At 60.7% G+C, this 17995-nt stretch carries 17 protein-coding genes; 15 read left to right on the forward strand and 2 right to left on the reverse strand.

Going from position 1 to position 17995, the window contains the following annotated elements:
• Window positions 1-69: 69 nt before the first annotated feature.
• Window positions 70-411, reverse strand: coding sequence for an iron-sulfur cluster insertion protein ErpA (erpA, locus tag ACN0SO_RS01985; RefSeq protein ID WP_417673987.1), 342 nt, complete (start codon window positions 409-411; stop codon window positions 70-72).
• A gap of 177 nt (window positions 412-588) precedes the next feature.
• Between erpA and ACN0SO_RS01990 the strand changes: the two genes are divergently transcribed.
• From ACN0SO_RS01990 to ACN0SO_RS02000, 3 genes are all read left to right on the forward strand, one after another.
• A complete protein-coding gene (locus ACN0SO_RS01990; RefSeq protein WP_417673989.1) occupies window positions 589-1812 on the forward strand; it encodes a deoxyguanosinetriphosphate triphosphohydrolase in 1224 nt (407 codons plus the stop codon).
• Between the two features lie 98 nt (window positions 1813-1910).
• Window positions 1911-3680 (forward strand): arginine--tRNA ligase, encoded by a 1770-nt coding sequence (gene argS, locus ACN0SO_RS01995; RefSeq protein ID WP_417673991.1) that lies wholly within the window; start codon window positions 1911-1913, stop codon window positions 3678-3680.
• 72 nt (window positions 3681-3752) lie between these two features.
• Window positions 3753-6086 (forward strand): SPOR domain-containing protein, encoded by a 2334-nt coding sequence (locus ACN0SO_RS02000; RefSeq protein ID WP_417673993.1) that lies wholly within the window; start codon window positions 3753-3755, stop codon window positions 6084-6086.
• A gap of 57 nt (window positions 6087-6143) precedes the next feature.
• Here the strand turns inward: ACN0SO_RS02000 and ACN0SO_RS02005 are convergent, their stop codons facing one another.
• The gene (locus ACN0SO_RS02005; protein ID WP_417673995.1) at window positions 6144-7157 is read right to left on the reverse strand and encodes an alpha/beta hydrolase; all 1014 of its coding nucleotides are present in this window, start codon (window positions 7155-7157) and stop codon (window positions 6144-6146) included.
• Window positions 7158-7294: 137 nt separating this feature from the next.
• Here ACN0SO_RS02005 and nagZ point away from each other — a divergent pair, with 137 nt between their 5' ends.
• From nagZ to ACN0SO_RS02065, 12 genes are all read left to right on the forward strand, one after another.
• Window positions 7295-8326: a beta-N-acetylhexosaminidase gene (gene nagZ / locus ACN0SO_RS02010; protein WP_417673997.1), complete on the forward strand. Its 1032-nt coding sequence runs from the start codon at window positions 7295-7297 to the stop codon at window positions 8324-8326.
• 27 nt (window positions 8327-8353) lie between these two features.
• Window positions 8354-9163, forward strand: a complete 810-nt coding sequence (locus tag ACN0SO_RS02015) for a segregation and condensation protein A (protein ID WP_417673999.1) — start codon at window positions 8354-8356, stop codon at window positions 9161-9163.
• Window positions 9153-9845 (forward strand): SMC-Scp complex subunit ScpB, encoded by a 693-nt coding sequence (gene scpB / locus ACN0SO_RS02020; RefSeq protein ID WP_417674001.1) that lies wholly within the window; start codon window positions 9153-9155, stop codon window positions 9843-9845. The genes ACN0SO_RS02015 and scpB overlap by 11 nt, the downstream gene beginning before the upstream one ends.
• Window positions 9846-9873: 28 nt before the next feature.
• The gene (locus tag ACN0SO_RS02025) at window positions 9874-11013 is read left to right on the forward strand and encodes an ABC transporter ATP-binding protein (protein WP_417674003.1); all 1140 of its coding nucleotides are present in this window, start codon (window positions 9874-9876) and stop codon (window positions 11011-11013) included.
• A 139-nt stretch (window positions 11014-11152) separates the two neighbouring features.
• The gene (locus ACN0SO_RS02030) at window positions 11153-11377 is read left to right on the forward strand and encodes a twin-arginine translocase TatA/TatE family subunit (RefSeq protein ID WP_417674005.1); all 225 of its coding nucleotides are present in this window, start codon (window positions 11153-11155) and stop codon (window positions 11375-11377) included.
• A gap of 40 nt (window positions 11378-11417) precedes the next feature.
• On the forward strand, window positions 11418-12032 hold the full coding sequence (tatB, locus tag ACN0SO_RS02035; protein ID WP_417674007.1) for a Sec-independent protein translocase protein TatB: 615 nt from the start codon (window positions 11418-11420) through the stop codon (window positions 12030-12032).
• Window positions 12029-12628, forward strand: coding sequence for a twin-arginine translocase subunit TatC (gene tatC / locus ACN0SO_RS02040; RefSeq protein ID WP_417674009.1), 600 nt, complete (start codon window positions 12029-12031; stop codon window positions 12626-12628). Before tatB ends, tatC (ACN0SO_RS02040) begins: the two co-directional genes overlap by 4 nt.
• A gap of 78 nt (window positions 12629-12706) precedes the next feature.
• Window positions 12707-13501, forward strand: a complete 795-nt coding sequence (tatC, locus tag ACN0SO_RS02045) for a twin-arginine translocase subunit TatC (RefSeq protein ID WP_417674011.1) — start codon at window positions 12707-12709, stop codon at window positions 13499-13501.
• A gap of 75 nt (window positions 13502-13576) precedes the next feature.
• Window positions 13577-14857, forward strand: a complete 1281-nt coding sequence (serS, locus tag ACN0SO_RS02050; protein WP_417674013.1) for a serine--tRNA ligase — start codon at window positions 13577-13579, stop codon at window positions 14855-14857.
• Window positions 14858-14866: 9 nt separating this feature from the next.
• Window positions 14867-15625: a 5'/3'-nucleotidase SurE gene (gene surE / locus ACN0SO_RS02055; RefSeq protein ID WP_417674015.1), complete on the forward strand. Its 759-nt coding sequence runs from the start codon at window positions 14867-14869 to the stop codon at window positions 15623-15625.
• A gap of 26 nt (window positions 15626-15651) precedes the next feature.
• A complete protein-coding gene (locus tag ACN0SO_RS02060; RefSeq protein WP_417674017.1) occupies window positions 15652-16344 on the forward strand; it encodes a protein-L-isoaspartate(D-aspartate) O-methyltransferase in 693 nt (230 codons plus the stop codon).
• 221 nt (window positions 16345-16565) lie between these two features.
• Window positions 16566-17954, forward strand: coding sequence for a peptidoglycan DD-metalloendopeptidase family protein (locus ACN0SO_RS02065; RefSeq protein WP_417674019.1), 1389 nt, complete (start codon window positions 16566-16568; stop codon window positions 17952-17954).
• Window positions 17955-17995 lie beyond the last annotated feature (41 nt).

Consider the following 17995-nt stretch of genomic DNA (forward strand, 5'->3'; position numbering starts at 1 on the left):
GCCGCTTTGTCCTGCCTTTGAAGGCGAAACCGCAAACGGCCAACAGGAAACGGCCCTGCGCGGGGAAAATCAGACGGTAAAGCTGGTTCCGCAGCCGCAGCCGGCGACGGCGTTCGGATTGTTGATCTGAAAGGACTGGCCGATCAGATCGTCGACGAAATCGATTTCCGATCCCGCCATATACTGCAGGGAGATGCTGTCGATCAGAACCGCGATGCCGTTCTTTTCGATCACCAGATCGTCGTCCTCGCGTTCGCTCACGAGATCGTATTTGTACTGTAATCCGGAGCAACCGCCGCCTTCCACGCTGACACGAAGATTCGTTCCGGCTGGTTCACCGGACAAAATCTTTGCGATCCGCTTGGCAGCGCGGTCACTGACTGTTACGGGATGTTCAAGTGTTTCGGTCATGGCTCGCCATCATCAAGGATCGATCTGAATTGGCTGCTGCAAGTCGCGGCCGATCCGGGCCGCTGTCTTGATCATGACAGATAGGTATGGTCTTGAAGGCATCGCGTCAATGTGCCGGGGGCAATCATGACGCTCGGGATCGAAACAATCTTCACACAGGGATAGGACCGCTCTGAAATGACTGCCCAGGGAAAACTCGGGTATGGCGCGCAGCCTCTGGCCTTGTTTGCGCAGGATCCGAACGACACGCGCGGCCGTCTCTATCCCGAGCCGTCGAGTCCGACGCGAACGCCGTTTCAGCGCGATCGCGACCGGATCATTCATTCTTCCGCTTTTCGCCGCCTGAAACACAAGACCCAGGTTTTCGTCTATCACGAGGGCGATCATTTCCGCACAAGGCTGACCCATACGATCGAGGTGTCACAGATCGCCCGGGCGCTGGCGCGCGCCCTGCGTCTCGACGAGGATCTCGCCGAGTGCCTGGCCCTTGCCCACGATCTGGGGCATACCCCCTTCGGTCACGAAGGCGAGGACGTGATGCACGAATGCATGGCGCCCTACGAAGGGTTCGATCACAACGCCCAGTCCCTGCGGGTGGTGACAAACCTTGAACAACGGTATGCGGAGTTCGACGGGCTGAACCTGTCCTGGGAGACACTGGAAGGTCTGGTCAAGCACAATGGCCCGCTGGTTTCGGCCGACGGAAAGCCGCTCGGCAAGTTTGCAGACAGCGCGTTGCCGTTTGCGATTCGCGAGTATGCGCAAAAGCAGGACCTTGAGCTGCATACCTGGCCGAGCGCGGAAGCCCAGGCGGCCGCAATCGCCGACGATATCGCCTATGATGCCCACGATCTGGACGACGGCCTGCGCGCGCGGCTGATCGCGGTCGAGGATATCCGGAATGTCCCGTTCCTGGCCGATATCCTGGAGGAGGTCGACGCCAGATACCCGGGACTGGAAGAGCATCGTCGGATCCATGAAATCGTGCGCCGGTCGATTACCCGGATGGTCGAGGACGTGATCACCGAATCTCTGCGCCGGATCGGGGAGGCGGATCCGAAATCGGCAACGGATGTGCGCACTGCAGGCCATTGCCTGGTGAATTTCTCTGCTCCCATGGCAGCCAGGGAACGCGAAGTGAAATCCTTTTTGTTCAACAACGTCTACCGGCATGGCGACGTCCTGGCGATCCGCAAGCTCGTGGCCGGCATCATGAGGGACCTGTTCGCCAGATTCATTGCCGAGCCGGAACTCATGCCTGCGCCCTGGAATATGGATTTGAAGTCGATTGGCGAATCGGATCTGGCGCGCCGGGTTTGCGATTACATCGCTGGAATGACCGATCGTTTTGCCATCAGCGAACATCGCAGATTGTTTGACGATACTCCCGAATTAGGCTAGGGCGCTGGCAGAATTTCCAAGCCTGTGGTGCTGGACGTGATATCCGTCTGCAGCACGCGGGTTTGTTGTGTTTGATGTTTCCAACCGGTCGGATGGTCATGAATATCTTTGCTGAATTCGCAGAACGGGTAAAAGCGGCCGTTCAGAAGCTGGATCTGAAAGGGACGGATGGCGCAAGCCCCGACCTGTCCCGCGTGACCGTGGAATCGCCGCGCGATCCGGCTCATGGCGATCTGGCGACCAATGCGGCGATGGTGCTTGCCAAGCAACTGGGCGTGAAGCCGCGCGACCTGGCCGAGCAACTCGCCGAAAGCCTGCGCGCGGATGCCGACGTGACGGAAGTCAGTGTCGCCGGCCCGGGCTTCATCAACCTGCGGGTCGCCCCGGCCGTCTGGCACCGGGTTCTGGGTGCGGTCGTCAGGGAAGGGCCTGATTTCGGCCGGTCGGCGCGCGGCGCGGGTATGAAAGTCAATGTCGAATATGTCTCGGCCAACCCGACGGGGCCGATGCATGTCGGCCATACGCGCGGTGCCGTTGTGGGTGATGCGCTCGCCGGTGTGTTGGCCTATGCCGGCTACGATGTAGTAAAGGAATACTACATCAACGACGCCGGATCGCAGATCGACACGCTGGCGGAAAGTGCCTTCCTGCGATACCGCGAGGCGCTGGGTGAGGATATCGGCGAAATTCCGGCCGGCCTTTATCCCGGCGACTATCTGAAACCGATCGGTGAGAAACTTGCCAAAGCCCATGGTCCGGCCCTGAAGGACCTGGACAAATCGGAATGGCTGCCGATCGTCAAGGAAGAAGCCGTCGCCGGCATGATGGATCTGATCCGGGACGACCTGGCGACGCTCAACGTCCATCATGATGTCTTTTTCTCCGAGCGCTCCCTGCATATGCATGTCGATGGCAAGCCGTCGAAAATCGACGAGATGCTCGAGGCGCTGCGCAAGGAGGATCTCGTTTACCAGGGCACGCTGCCGCCGCCGAAAGGGCAGGTACCCGAAGACTGGGAAGACCGGGAACAGACGCTGTTCCGGGCCGAGGACTTTGGTGACGACACCGACCGCGCGCTGAAGAAGTCGGACGGGTCCTATACCTATTTCGCCGCCGATGTCGCCTATTTCCGCGACAAGTACCTGCGCGGCTTCGATGAAATGATCTATGTGCTCGGTGCCGACCATGGCGGCTACGTCAAACGCCTGCAGGCCGTTGGCAAGGCGATTTCAGGCGGCAAGTCCGAGGTCATCGTGCGTCTCTGCCAGCTCGTGAAGCTGTTCCGCGGCGGCGAGCCGGTGAAAATGTCCAAGCGGTCGGGTGATTTCGTGACCCTGCGCGACGTCGTGGAGGAAGTTGGACGCGATCCGGTGCGCTTCATGATGCTGTACCGCAAGAACGACGCGCCGCTGGATTTCGATTTCAAGAAGGTTACCGAACAGTCGAAGGACAATCCGGTCTTTTACGTTCAATACGGTCATGCGCGCTGCTGCTCGGTCATGCGCCAGGCGCAGCAGGAACTGCAGGGCCTCGATGCGAGCGATGCGGCGCTTGCCGGAGCGGATCTCGCCCAGCTGGATGATGTCGGCGAACTGGAGCTGATCGGCAAGATGGCCATGTGGCCCAAGATTGTCGACGCGGCGGCGGAGACACATGAGCCGCACCGCATTGCGTTCTACCTCTATGATCTCGCCAGTTCTTTGCATGCGCACTGGAATAGAGGCAAGGAAATGCCGCAATTACGTTTTATTAACGCCGATAATACCAAATTAACCCTAGCGCGTCTTGCCCTGGTCCGTGCAGTATCTTTGGTGCTTGCTTCAGGTCTCGCGATTCTGGGCGTTGATGCGCCGGAGGAAATGCGCTGAAGTTGCACTTGGAAATTTGTTGCGCAAACTGCGTGACGAAGGAAAAACGTCCGGCCGGATAGCAAATCGCAGATGTCTAGAGATTCCGACCATCCGAAAACCGATCTTCCGCAGACCTCGGCGGACGTGAGCAGAGCTGGCTCCGCGCCGATGGAAGATCCGTTGGTGGAACTGGCGAGAATCGTCCATCGAAACAAGCAGTCGGGCTCGGGAGCTGCCGAAGCCCCCCCCGTGAAGTCCCCGGTTCGCGATGACCCCGCGAATGAAACGCCGGCAATTGGCGTTCAGGACACGGGCCCGGTCACACAATCGCCATACGTTTATCCGGAGTTGAAGGTTTCGGACCAGGAACTGGCAGAGGACTCTGTCGGAGTTGCCGACCCGCAGATCGCGGGGGGCGGTCTTAACGAAACAATTGCTTCGCAAGCGATGCAGTACCCTGCAGCAGGTGACATGAGTACATATTCCTCAACCGGTCCCTCGGTTTTGCCGGACGAACCCGTCGACGCGGATATTCCGCAGAGCCGGCTCAATCATGCGGTTTCGAAGAATCTGGAAGACAACCTGACCGCGGAACTGGAAGACGAACTGATCGGTGCTTTCCGTCAGTCTTTCACGCCCGCCGGAATTTCGAATGCCAGGTCTCAACCGGAAACGGCCGAGCCTTCATCGGCCGAGGACTACGAATACGAGACCGAAACCGAAACCGCTTATGAGGCGGTGCCGGAGGAAAACACACCGACATATGCGGCGTCCTCGTCTTACAGCCGGCCGGCCTCCGATCAGGAAAGCGGTTGGCATCAGGCAAGCAGCGGCAATCTGGGCCATCTCGGAGTAAGTGCTTACGGGCAGCCTGCCAATGATCGGAGTCCGCCGCCGGATGATGACCTTTTCGCGGGCCTGGATACCCTCGAGGCGGAAATCCGCGGCGGCCGGCCCGCCGCGCCGTCCGAGCCGGAGCCCTCGGGTCTGGATACGCTTTTCGCCGATCTTGAATTCTCGCCGGAGCGGGAAGCCCGGTCGGCGCGCGAAGTGCAGCCCGTCCGCGAGGACCGGCCAGAGCCTGAACTGCGGCCAGAGCAAGAATTCCGGCCAGAACAAGACTTCCGGCCAGAGCAAGAATTCCGGAACGAACCCGGTTTCGCCGAACCGGGTATCGGACAGCAGCCGTTTCCCCAAAATGGAGAACCGGTGCGATCCGATGACATTGACGAAATGGTCTGGCCGGATGCCGCGAACTCCATACCGGTAGACGACAGCGAAGAGACGCCGCCGCCGCCGGAAGGGTATGATCTCGATGCCGTGGCTCGGGCCATGCAGGAGAGCGATCCCTCCCTCGACGGAACGGGCGTTTTGCCGCCTCATCCGAGAAAAGAACGGGTCGCGGCCCCCGGTCACGAGCGAAATTCCCGCAAGGGGCTTTACACGGCCGCCGGCGTCGTCGCGGTTGTCCTGTTGGGTGGCGCCGCATTCCTGATGTTCGACGGCTCGTCCGTCGATGTTCCCTCCGGGCCGCCTCCCGTCATTGCCGGCCTCCAGGAGCCTTTGAAGGTTTATCCGGACAACAAGGCGGCGCCGGAGGAAAATTCAGCATCCAAGTTGATTTACGACCGCGTCGGAGCCGCTGAAAGCCAGACCAACGAACGTCTCGTTCTTCCCGAAGAGACCAAGCCGGCCGAGTTGCCGCCAGCTCCTGAAGGAACTGCGGTGTCCGATCCACTCGTTCCCGGTGGTCCAAAGAAGGTAAGAACGCTTGTTGTTCGTCCGGACGGCACGATTATTTCCGGCGAGCCGGATGCCGGATCGGTTCGGACCGTGGAGACGACGCCGGTTCTGCCGACGGCGGAGACACCTTCTCCGGCGCCGACTACCCCGGATGCCGGTGCGCAACCGGCTACGGCAGCAGTCACCCCGGAGCCGGCGCAACCCGAAACACCGCAGATTGTCGCTACGACCGATACCGGCGGACAGGAGGCAACTGGTCCGGTCACGACCGTCGTTCCCCGGAAAAAGCCGGAGGTTCCGGTTCAGGTAGCCCGTGCGCCGCAGGCGACGGCGCCCGCACCTGCGCGTAACGATGGTCCGCTCAACCTCAATAATCCGGCTCCTGCCGCGCCGCAGGCTGCCGCGCCTGCGACGAACACCGGGCAGATTGCTCCTGGTACCTACGTTGTTCAGGTGACCTCACAGCGTTCGGAAGATGCGGCCCGGTCCGCCTATCAGGCGCTGCAGCAACGGTATCCGAGTATTCTGGGCTCCCGGCAGGCCGTGATCGTTTCTGCAAATATCGAAGATCGCGGAACCTTCTACAGGGCGCGGATCCCGTCCGGATCCCGTGACGAGGCAATATCGCTTTGCGAAAGCCTGAAGTCCGCGGGCGGGGATTGCTTCGTGCGGCGCAACTAAAGTGACACGCTTGAAGCCTGCCGGCAGACACTGAAGCCGGATCGGGAGCGGCTGGATTCACGTCATGAGGGCCTCGGCCAGGAACGGCAGACTGCGGTCGAGCCGGTAGTCGATCGAGGAATGATTGTCGTCGAATTCCTCGTAAGTATGCCTGACCCCGGCCGCTTCGAGTTTTCGGGCCACGCGGCGCGCGCCAAAGAGGAGGTTGTACTGGTCGACCGTCCCGCAGTCGATCCAGAGACCCTTCAGCGACTTGAGCGCCTCCATGTGGCTGTCGACCATTTGAACCGGATCCCAGGAGAGCCAGTTGGACCAGCGGTCTGGAATGATCTCGCAGGTTTCCAGATCCACGGGCAGGCGGATCCCGCAAAAGGCATTCGGGTTCGGGTCGGGATCGTAGGTTGCCGCCATGGCGAAGGTCATCAGGTCGTGCATGGCGCCACCTGGATATTTGGGGCCGCTTTCGAAATCCGTCACGAAGGCTTCGACGGAACCGTATCTGGCGATGGCCCTGAGTGCGCTCGGCATTTCCGGCAGATAGCAGAGTTCAAAGGCCAGATCGCCGGAATGACAGGCCGCCGCGGACCAGACATCGGCGTGTCGCATGGCATGGACCAGCGCGCCGTATCCGCCCGAGGACCGGCCGAACAGACCCCGCTTTCCTTTGCCGCCGCAGCCAAAGCGGCTTTCCACGGCATTCAGCATGTCCGTCGTCAGCCAGGTTGCCCAGGGACCCATGGCGGTGCTGTCGATATACTGGTTGCCGCCAAGCCGGGTGAAACAATCGGGAAACGCCACCGCAACCAGGGGCAGGGTGCCTTCTTGGATCAGCCGGTCGAGGCGTTCCGGAATGTTCTCTCCGAAATTCTTCCAGTTCACGTGAGCGGGCCCGCCAGAGGTGAAGCCGGCAAGATCGACCAGAAGCGGCAAGCCGGCGCCGTCATGGCCGGCGGGCGTATAGACGATGACCTCTCGAGTTGAGGGATCGCCAAGGCGGTTGTTTTCCAGAAGGGGCGACGTCACGCTCAACCTGTGCAGGGTGCCGGCGGGAATATCGGGGCGGGCGCGCATGACAATCTCCTTTCGATGGACTTCGGTACGAAGGCCGAAGCAGGTCTCATGTCATCGCAGCCCGGAACGGGGGATGCAAGGGCCGCCTGCATATCGTTCTGCTTGACCGTCGATCGGCTCCCACGGTAATCCAAACCATGATCAAAGCCTTCATATGCGGCAGCTCCGGAACGACGCTGACACCTGAGGAAACGACCTTTTTCCAGGAGGAAAACCCCTGGGGCCTTATTCTGTTCCGGCGCAATTGCAATGCGCCGGTACAGGTCGCCGGCCTGGTGGCTTCATTTCGGGAAGCCGTCGGAAGATCCGATGCACCGGTCCTGATCGATCAGGAGGGCGGCCGGGTCCAGCGCTTGCGCCCGCCGAACTGGCCGTCCTATCCGCCGGCCGGAACCTTCGGGACACTCTACGATAAGGACCGGCAGTACGGCACGAGGGCAGCCTGGCTCGGTGCCCGGCTGATTGCCCATGATCTTCTCAAGCTCGGGATAACGGTCGATTGTCTGCCGCTGCTCGACCTGTGGCTGGCGGAAACCGTGGATGCCATCGGTGACCGGGCCTATTCGAACGATCCGGAGACTGTTGCAGCTCTCGGCCGCGCCGCGTGCGAGGGTCTGATGGCGGGCGGCGTCCTGCCGGTGGTCAAGCATCTTCCCGGTCACGGCCGTGCACTGGTCGACAGCCATCTGGAACTTCCCCGGATCTCGGCGTCCCGCCAGGAGCTTTCGCAAGCTGATTTCCTGCCCTTCAAGGCACTGGCGGACATGCCGCTCGCAATGACCGCGCATCTGCTCTACACAGAGATCGAGCCAGAGCATCCTGCCACGCAGAGCCGGACGATCATTCGGGACATCATCCGGGATGAGATCGGGTTTGAAGGCTGCCTGATGAGCGACGACATCTCCATGAAGGCGCTAGGTGGGGATATGCGCGAAAGAGCGGCGCTAAGCTTTGCCGCTGGCTGCGATCTTGTGCTTCACTGCAACGGCGATATGGCGGAAATGAAGGCCGTGGCAAAGGCCGCGCCGGTTTTGCAAGGGAAGTCGCGACAACGTTGCGAAGAGGCGTTGGCACGGCGCAAACAGCCGGAAGCGGATTTCGATCCGCTTGCCGCGCGCGAAGAGTTCGAGGCGTTGCTTTCAGACGTTCCGGAACGGGTCGTCGGCTAGGTGGCGAAAAGGGGAAGCGAGAGGCACATGGCCCGCGACACGCATCAGGATCTGCTGACGAGTGTGGACGCATCCGACCGTGCCTCCAACGATCCCCTTCTGGTTGTCGATGTCGAAGGCTTCGAAGGGCCGCTGGACCTGTTGCTGACCCTGGCGCGCAATCAGAAGGTCGATCTGACGCGCATCTCGATCCTGGCGCTGGTCGAACAGTATCTGGAGTTCGTTGCCGAGGCGCGGCGCATGCGGCTCGAGCTTGCCGCCGATTATCTCGTCATGGCTGCCTGGCTGGCCTATCTAAAGTCCAGGCTCCTTTTGCCGGAGCAGAAGGACGAGGATGAACCGACGGGCGAGGAGCTCGCCGCCGCCCTGGCCTTCCGCCTGCGCCGGCTGGAAGCCATGCGCGATGTGTCGGGAAAACTCCTGGCACGCAACCGGCTCGGCCGGGACATCTTTGCCAGAGGCCGTCCGGAAACCACCTCCGTCGACCACAAGAGCGTCTGGACCGCCACCATCTATGAACTGCTCAGCGCCTATGCGACCCAACGCCAGCGCCAGTCGGTCACCTCCGTACGGGTGTTGCGGCGGAATGTCTGGTCGCTTCAGGAAGCGCGGGAACTGCTGGCACGGCTTGTCGGCCAGATCGCCGAATGGGCGCCGATCACCGGTTATCTGCAGGACTATTTGCGCGACGACGAGGATTGGGCGACCGTCGTTGCCAGTACGTTTTCCGCAAGTCTGGAAATGGTGCGCGAAGGTCATGTAGAAATCAGGCAGGGCGATCCGTTTTCGCCGATCTACATTCGAGCGCGCCCTGCGGGAGACAAGAATGGAAATTGAAGCCGACCTTCTGGATGGGGCCGGTCCCGGTCCGGCGGAGGACAGCCGGGGCCCGGACCCGGACGGGCTTCGCATGGTCGAAGCGCTGCTGTTCGCGTCCGCGGAGCCATTGTCGGTGGAGGAACTCAAAGGACGTCTGCCGGAAGGAACCGCGGTGGAAGAGTTGCTCGAAGACCTCCAGAGGACCTATGCGGCGAGAGGCGTCAATCTCGTCCGTGTCGCCGGCAAATGGGCGTTCAGAACGGCTGAAGATTTGGCTTTCCTGATGCATCGGGACATGGAAGAGCAGCGCAAATTGTCGCGGGCTGCCCTCGAAACCCTTGCAATCATTGCCTATCACCAGCCGGTGACCCGTGCGGAGATTGAAGAAATACGTGGGGTGTCCACATCAAAGGGAACGTTGGATGTGCTGCTGGAAACCACCTGGATCCGCATGCGTGGACGCAGAAGGACGCCCGGCCGTCCGGTGACCTACGGCACCACGGAGGCATTCCTGGAGCATTTCGGCCTCGACACCGTCAAGGATCTGCCCGGTCTGGAGGAACTCAAAGGTGCCGGTCTGCTCGACAGTGCCGTGCCCGCGAGCTTCATGGTACCGTCACCGAGCGACGATCCGGCCTTGACGGAAGACGAGGACCCGTTGGAAGAAGGCACCCTGTTCGAAGACGACGACAGGGATTGAGAGACAGGACCTTGGTGTTAAGACCCGCATGAACGTTAAAGAAACTTCATTGCTGACCCGACCCGACCGGGATGCGGGGGCTGCCTTGCGTTGGGGCGCGCGTGGCACCGCCGGTGCCACGATTGCCGCCGGACTCAAGTTCGAAGACGTCTATCACGCCTATGACGGCAATGAATCCATCGCGGGTCTGTCCCTGGAAATCGCCCCCGGCGAGGTGCTGTGCCTTCTGGGGCATTCCGGCTGTGGCAAGACGACGCTGATGCGCATCGCCGCCGGCGTGGAGCGCCAGGCCTCGGGGCGGGTCCTTATCAACGGGCGTGAAGTGTCCGGGGAAAGCGGCTTCATTCCGCCGGAGAGGCGCGGCGTCGGCCTGATGTTTCAGGATTACGCGCTATTTCCGCATATGACCATTCTCGACAACGTTATGTTCGGATTGACGAATCTGCCCCGCGAAGCGGCGAAACGAGAAGCGCTTGCTTCGTTGGCCCGGGTCGGGCTCGAAGGATATGCAAGTGACTATCCGCACGCGTTGTCCGGAGGCGAACAGCAGCGGGTGGCGCTTGCGCGGGCCATTGCCCCGCGTCCGGGTGTGCTCTTGATGGATGAGCCGTTTTCCGGGCTGGACCGGCGCTTGCGCGACAACGTTCGTGAGGAAACACTGGCCATCCTGCGCGAAACCCGCGCGACCTGCATCATCGTTACCCACGATCCGGAAGAGGCCATGCGTATGGGCGACCGGATCGCCCTGATGCGCCGCGGCCGGCTGGTTCAGCACGGTACGGCCGATGATCTCTACAACAGTCCGGAAAACATCTTTGTCGCCCGGTTCTTTTCCGAGGTGAATCAGTTTTCCGGAAAGGTAACGGAAACCGGCGTCGATACGCCGCTGGGCCTGTTGCCCGGCTCCGGGCACAGCACTGGCACCAGAGTGGACGTTTGCGTCCGTCCCCAGGGAATTCTTGTCGGCGATCCCGGGGAAGGGGCTGTGATTGGCCGGATTTCCAGCAAGCGGTTCGTCGGTGAGGTCGACCTTCTGTCAATCGTTGTGGATGGTCTGGATGACCCGGTACACGCAAGGGTGCGTGCCGGAGGCGGATATCGGGCGGGAATGGATGTGGGTTTGATCACCGATCCCAAAGATGTGCTTGTATTTCCGGCCGAGGATTGACATTTGTCTGAATAGAAACCCGCCGGTTAAGCAGTTCGGGCATTCATCGAAAGATGCAGGGGCCCCGTGTTGCGGCTGGTGTGGAATTTTGCAATAAGGGCAGTCTGGCCATAGGGCCGAAAAACCGGGAGTTTGGCGTATGAGCATTGGTATTTGGCAGATCCTGATCATTGCAGTGATCGTTATCTTGCTGTTTGGACGCGGCAAGATATCCGATCTGATGGGCGATGTTGCCAAAGGGATCAAGAGCTTCAAGAAGGGCATGGCCGAGGACGATACAGCTGATGCTGCGAAGACCATTGACCATCAGCCGTCAGAAACCGTTTCGTCCGAAAAGACCAAAGACCAGTCCAAGGCGAGCTGATCCAGGTCCGCGTTTTTTTGGCTTGAATGGCGGATTCTAGATGTTCGATATCGGATGGACTGAACTGCTGGTGATTGCCTGCGTGGCGATTATAGTGGTCGGTCCCAAAGACCTCCCGCGGATGCTGCGTAGCCTTGGCCAGACGATCGGCAAGGTGCGGCGGATGTCGCGCGAATTTCAGTCGACCTTCAATGACGCTCTGCGCGATGCGGAGCGCCAGGCGGATATCTCCGACATGAAGAAACAGGTCGAGGAGGCCGGTAACTTCAATCCGCTCGGGGATCTGAAGAAGTCCATCGAAGGCGACAAGGCCGAGGCCCAGGCAAAGGTCGACGCGGCGAACAAGGCGGCGTCCGAGCCTCAGCCCTGGATGCCGAAGGAAGAGGCGTCGGCGGAAAAGGCCGAGGCGACCGCCGAGGCAGCAACACCTGCGAAGGCTGTGACCGAGGCCAAGGCGCCGGCAAAGGCATCGGCCAAGACCGGAGCCACAACTTCGACCACCAAAAAAGCTCCGGCCGCGGCCAAAGCCGGGACGTCCGCAAAAGCGAAGGCGCCCGCTAAAGCCAAAACCCCCGCCAAATCAACGGCAAAAACCAAAGCTCCTGCCAAGTCTGCGGCAAAGGCCAAACCGGCACGGGAAGACACCAAGGCATGAGCCATGAAGGTATCGGCCAGACCAAGAGGCCCTTGGCCGAATTGCTTAAGCAACTGGTTTGGTCGATGGCCGCCATCATAGTGATGTTTGTCGCGAGTTTTTATTTCGCGGATCAAATCTACTATGTTCTGAGCATGCCGTACCTGAAGGCCGCTGGCCTCGGCCCTGACGTGGGAATAGCTTATGCGGCGCCTCAGGAATGGTTCTTCTTCCAATTGAAGCTCGCGTTTTTCGGAGCGTTGTTTCTGGCTCTACCCATAGTCGCCTCGCAATTCTATTCGCAGATTGCGCGGGGCCTCTACCGGGATAAGTTCCGTGCATTCCTTCTGTTTTTGAGTGCGGCAACGATCCTGGAACTGATCGGCGCATGTCTGGCCTACTTTCTTGTCCTGCCGACGATCATGAATGTCCTTGTGTCGAAAGGCCCCGTTGGTAGCACCCTGCCGGCCGAGCTCTATCACTATGCCCTTGCAAGCGAATATCTTGGTTTCAACATGATCCTGATTTTCGGCTTCGGACTGGCCTTCCAGATCCCCGTTGTTTTGACCCTGCTCCGGCGGGCAAGGAATGTTAAGCTGGATCCCCAGCATGGATAAGCGTAACGAGACCAGCGCCCGGGCGGCAAAAATAGGCGAAACCGCCAAAAGCGAACCGGTACAGAAAGACACCAAGGCATGAGCCACGAAGATATCGAAGCGTCGAAGGCGCCCCTGATCGAACATCTGATCGAACTTCGGCAACGGCTTATGTGGTCGATCGCTGCCGTCGCGGTGATGTTCATCGTCTGCTTTTATTTCGCGAACGATATCTACAATATCCTGACGGTACCGTATCTGCAGGCTGCCGGCCCCGATGCGCAAGTGGAGATGATCTATACCGCGCCGCAGGAATGGTTTTTCACGCAAATGAAACTGGCGCTGTTCGGCGCCCTGTTCCTGGCCTTTCCGGTTATCGCGTCACAGGTTTACATGTTCGTCGCGCCCGGACTGTACAAGAATGAGCGTTCGGCGTTTCTGCCGTTTCTGGTTGCCACGCCGATCCTGTTTCTGATCGGCGCCTGCCTGGTCTATTTCCTGGTCATGCCCATGGCCATGACGTTCTTCTTGTCGATGGAACAGGCCGGCGAAACGGGCAAGGTCGCGATCCATCATCTGGCCAAGGTGAGTGAGTATCTCGGTCTGATCATGATCCTGATTTTCGCCTTCGGTCTGGTGTTCCAGCTGCCGGTGGTGCTGACCCTGCTCGGGCGCGCCGGGATCGTCACGGCCGACGGGTTGAAGGCCAAGCGCAAATACGCAGTCGTCGGAGCCTTTGCCGCGGCGGCTCTGTTGACGCCACCCGATCCGATCTCACAGATCGGTCTTGCGCTGCCGACCTTGCTTCTCTACGAAGTCTCCATCATTTCTGTCCGGCTTGCCGAAAAGAAGCGTGCGGAGCTCGAAGCGGAACGGGAGGCCGAAGAGGCCTGAGGTTCCTTCTCTTCCCGCGCAGTCCGTCAGGCCGCCAAACCAGGTTTGACCCTCAAACGCTGTCCGGGAAGCACGATGTTCGATATCAGATGGATCAGGGAAAACAGCGAAGCCTTCGACAAGGCTTTGGCACGCCGGGGCTATGAAGCCTCTGCAGCGAAGCTGATTGCGCTCGACGAGGCGCGCCGGTCCCATATTGCCAGCCTGCAGGAGGCTCAGGAGCGCCGGAATGCCGCCTCCAAGGAAATCGGCAAGGCGAAGGCGTCCGGCGACGAAGCTGCTGCCCAGGCGCTGATCGACGAAGTTGCGAAGATCAAGTCGTTTATTCAGGAAGGCGAGGAAGTCGAACGCCGGCTGATTGCCGATCTGGAAGCCGCCATGGCGGTTATCCCCAACCTGCCGCTCGACGATGTGCCGGACGGGGAAGACGAGGCGGGGAACGTCGAAGTCAGGAAATGGGGTGAAAAGCCGAAGTTCGAGTTCAACCATCCTCCGAAGGAGCATTTCGAGCTGGGCGAAGCGCAGGGCGGCATGGATTTCGCTACCGCTGCGAAGCTCTCAGGCTCGCGCTTCGTGCTGCTGAAGGGCCAGATCGCGCGGCTTGAACGGGCCATCGGCCAGTTCATGCTGGACGTGCACACCCAGCAGAACGGCTACATGGAAGTGTCTCCGCCGCTCCTGGTGCACGGATCCGCGCTCTACGGCACCAGCCAATTGCCGAAGTTCGAGGAAGACCTGTTCAAGACCGGCGGCGAGCATTACCTGATCCCGACGGCGGAAGTGCCGCTTACAAATATGGTCGCCGGCGAGATCCTGGCCGAGGACGAACTGCCGCTGCGGGTGACCGCGCTGACCTATTGTTTCCGCTCCGAGGCCGGCTCCGCCGGCCGCGACACGCGCGGCATGCTGCGCCAGCACCAGTTCATGAAATGCGAGCTGGTCTCGGTGACGGCGCCCGACCAGTCGATCGACGAACTGGAGCGGATGCTCGCCTGTGCGGAAAAGGTTCTGGAACTGCTCGGCCTGCATTACCGCGTCATGACGCTTTGCACCGGCGACATGGGCTTCGGCGCGCGCAAGACCTACGACATCGAGGTGTGGCTGCCGGGGCAGGACGCCTACCGGGAAATCTCGTCGTGTTCCGTCTGCGGCGATTTCCAGGCCCGGCGTATGAACGCCCGTTACCGGGTGAAGGACAGCAAGCAGATCGGTCACGTGCACACGCTGAACGGCTCCGGGGTGGCCGTCGGTCGGGCGCTGATCGCGGTCATGGAAAACTATCAGAACGCGGATGGGTCGGTCACGGTGCCGGAGGTCCTGCGTCCTTACATGAATGGCCTGGAAAAGATCGGCTAAAGGGTAGCTATGCGTATTCTCATTACCAACGACGACGGTATTCATTCGCCGGGCCTCGCCGCGCTTGAACGCATCGCGCTCACCCTGTCCGATGACGTCTGGGTGGTGGCGCCGGAAACCGACCAGAGCGGCGTGGCCCACTCGCTGACGCTGAGCGAACCGTTGCGTCTGCGTCGGATCGACGACAGGCACTTTGCACTCAAGGGCACGCCGACCGACTGTGTCATCATGGGTGTGCGCAAGGTTCTGCCCGATCTGCCGGACCTTGTGCTGTCCGGCATCAACAAGGGGCAGAACCTGGCCGAAGACGTGACCTATTCCGGTACGGTCGCAGGCGCGATGGAAGCGGCGATTTTAGGGATTCGCTCCATTGCCGTTTCGCAGGCCTACAGCTGGGACGTCAGCAGCGAACCGAATTACATGACCGCGGAAACTCACGCGCCGGACCTGTTCCGCAAGCTGATCGACTTTCAGCTCGCCCGATACACGCTGCTCAATGTCAATTTTCCGGCCTTCGGACCGGAAAACGTCAAGGGCGTGAAGGTAACGGTCCAGGGGCATCACGAGCAAAGCGGGCTGGTCATCGACGAGCGCAGGGATGGACGAGGCTATCCCTACTACTGGTTGGGATTCCGCGATCGCGGCCCCTCTGTCCTCCAGAATTCCGATCTTCAGGCGGTCGCCGACGGCTATATTTCGGTTACGCCGTTGCGGATCGATCTGACGGCGCATGATATGATTGAGAGCCTGGCTAAGGAGCTGGGATAGATTCGAAAGGGAAGGCTGGACGCATCATGACCGATCATCCGGGGTCGATTGCTCCCGAAGATGCGACTGCCGTTTCCAATGACGAGGCGGAAGCCCGCGCCGGGCTGGTTCTCGCCCTGCGCGGCCGCGGAATCGGCGACCGGTCCCTGTTGTCCGCCATTGAACGCCTTCCGCGCCGTTTGTTTCTTGCAGCTCGATATCACCGGTTGGCCTATGAGGATGCCTCGATCCCAATCGAATGCGGCCAGACCGTCTCCGCTCCTTCCTATGTCGCACGTGTGGTTCAGGCGCTGGCTCTGACACGGGAGCATCGGGTTCTGGAGGTGGGTACGGGGTCCGGATATCAAACGGCGGTGCTTGGATACCTCGCCGGCGAAGTCGACAGCATCGACCGCTACAAGACCCTGGTGGAACTGGCGGCCCAGAGGGTCGCTGCCCTCAAGCTGCGGAACGTGCGTGTCCACCATGCGGATGGGCTTGGCGGACTGAAGGAACGGTCTCCGTTTGACCGAATCGTGCTGACCGGTGCCGTTCCCGAAGTGCCGGAAGTCCTGATCAGCCAACTCGCGCCTGAAGGTGTGCTCATCGCACCCGTCGGTAAGCCGGGCGATCAGCAGATCCTGACGAAGATCCTGCGCGGTGCGGCCGGAGACGAATATCAGGAGATCGACCGCGTACGCCTGGTGTCCTTGATGGAAGGCCGTGCAGACAAGCTGTAAAAGAGCGACAATGCACGACAATCGATATCGCGCGGCATCGGAAGAACGCATCAGATAGCGTGTTCAATGCAGCTTCAGGACCAGTCAATGGTCCGTAATCCGGGGTTTCATTTCCGTTTGCTGATTTGGTTCCAAATTTAACCGCCATCTTAGCTCTTTATAAACCTTACTGGTTTCTACTCTTAACCATAACCTTCATGTCTATCGGTTTGAGTAGAACTATGAAAAAGCGGAAGCGTATCGTCCGCAGTGGCCGGGTTCTCAAGGTCGCTCTCATTTCAGTCGCTGCCGGGGTTCTTGCCGGATGCAGTGCCGACGTCGAACGCTTCGGCGAAGCACCGGTTTATACGGGCGGGACGAACAATCAGCGGGCTATTCTGGGTGCTGGGACGAAGCAGCCGACCTATAAGGATATCGTGAGCGGCCCGGGCGGAACCGAGCGAGGTCTGCCGCCTGCAGCCTCCCAACCCACCTATACAGGGGCGGTTCCGGCACAGCGCAGCGCCGTGGAGCGTGCGAACCTTCCGTCTTCCAAGCCGCAGATCGTGAAAAGTCAGCGGTCCCGCCCGGTCGAAACGGTGCCCGCGCCGGAAGTCGTCTCTTCCGGAGCGGTTCGCTGGAAAAACTGGACGTCCGTCGGTGGAACGCGTGTGACCGTTCGCGAGGGGGATTCGGTCAAGACCATGTCCCGTCGCTACGGTGTGCCGGTGGAGGCGATCGCAGCGGTCAATGGCATTGAATATCCGGGGCAGGTCAAGCCCGGCCAGACCCTGTTGATTCCGACATATGTGCATCCCGAAACGGCGTCGGCAACCAGCCCAGCGCGTCCGGCTCCGTCCCGAAACAGCCAGCCTGTCTATACCGGCTCCGTCAGCCCGACCGCATCGGTCTCCGGTGGAGCGCCGTCGCCGGATCGCAAGCCCGTACGTCAACCGAGCTTTGCCGAAGTGCGCTCCGGAAAGACGTCTGATGTAGCGCCCGTTCGCGTTGCGGCATTGCCGAAGCGCAAGCCGGTAACGACTACCGGGTCGGTGCGTCCCGCTACGGTTCAAAGCGCCGGCAGGAACGTGCCGGTGCCGCCCGAAATGCCGGCGCATAGCGGCAATTCCACGACGCCCCGGGTCGCGGTCATCACCACCTCAAAGGACGATGAGGCGCGGCCGACTGCGCCGATCAAGCCGACGGAAAAAGTTGCCAGTGTCGACCAGAGCGAACCGGACAATAGCGGCGGACAACTGTTCCGTTGGCCGGTGCGGGGGCGGATTATTTCCGACTTCGGCTCCAAGCCCGGCGGGACCCGCAATGAAGGCGTCAACCTGGCGGTTCCGGAAGGAACGCCGGTAAAGGCAGCCGGAAGTGGAACCGTGATTTATGCCGGCAATGAACTTAAAGGCTTCGGCAATCTGGTTCTCCTGCGCCATGCGGATGGCTGGGTGTCGGCCTATGCCCACAACAGCAAGCTGAATGTGAAGCGCGGCGACAAGGTGTCGAGAGGCGAGGTGATCGCAAATGCCGGCGCAACCGGCTCGGTTTCCCAGCCGCAGGTTCACTTCGAACTGCGCAGGGGCAACAAACCGGTCGATCCGCTCAAGTATCTGCCGAAAAGCTGAACCGCGAAATTTCCTGAAGTGGCAATCGCTGCCAGGCCCGG

Origin of the sequence: Roseibium sp., from assembly GCF_048260565.1 — a bacterium.
Lineage (GTDB): Bacteria > Pseudomonadota > Alphaproteobacteria > Rhizobiales > Stappiaceae > Roseibium.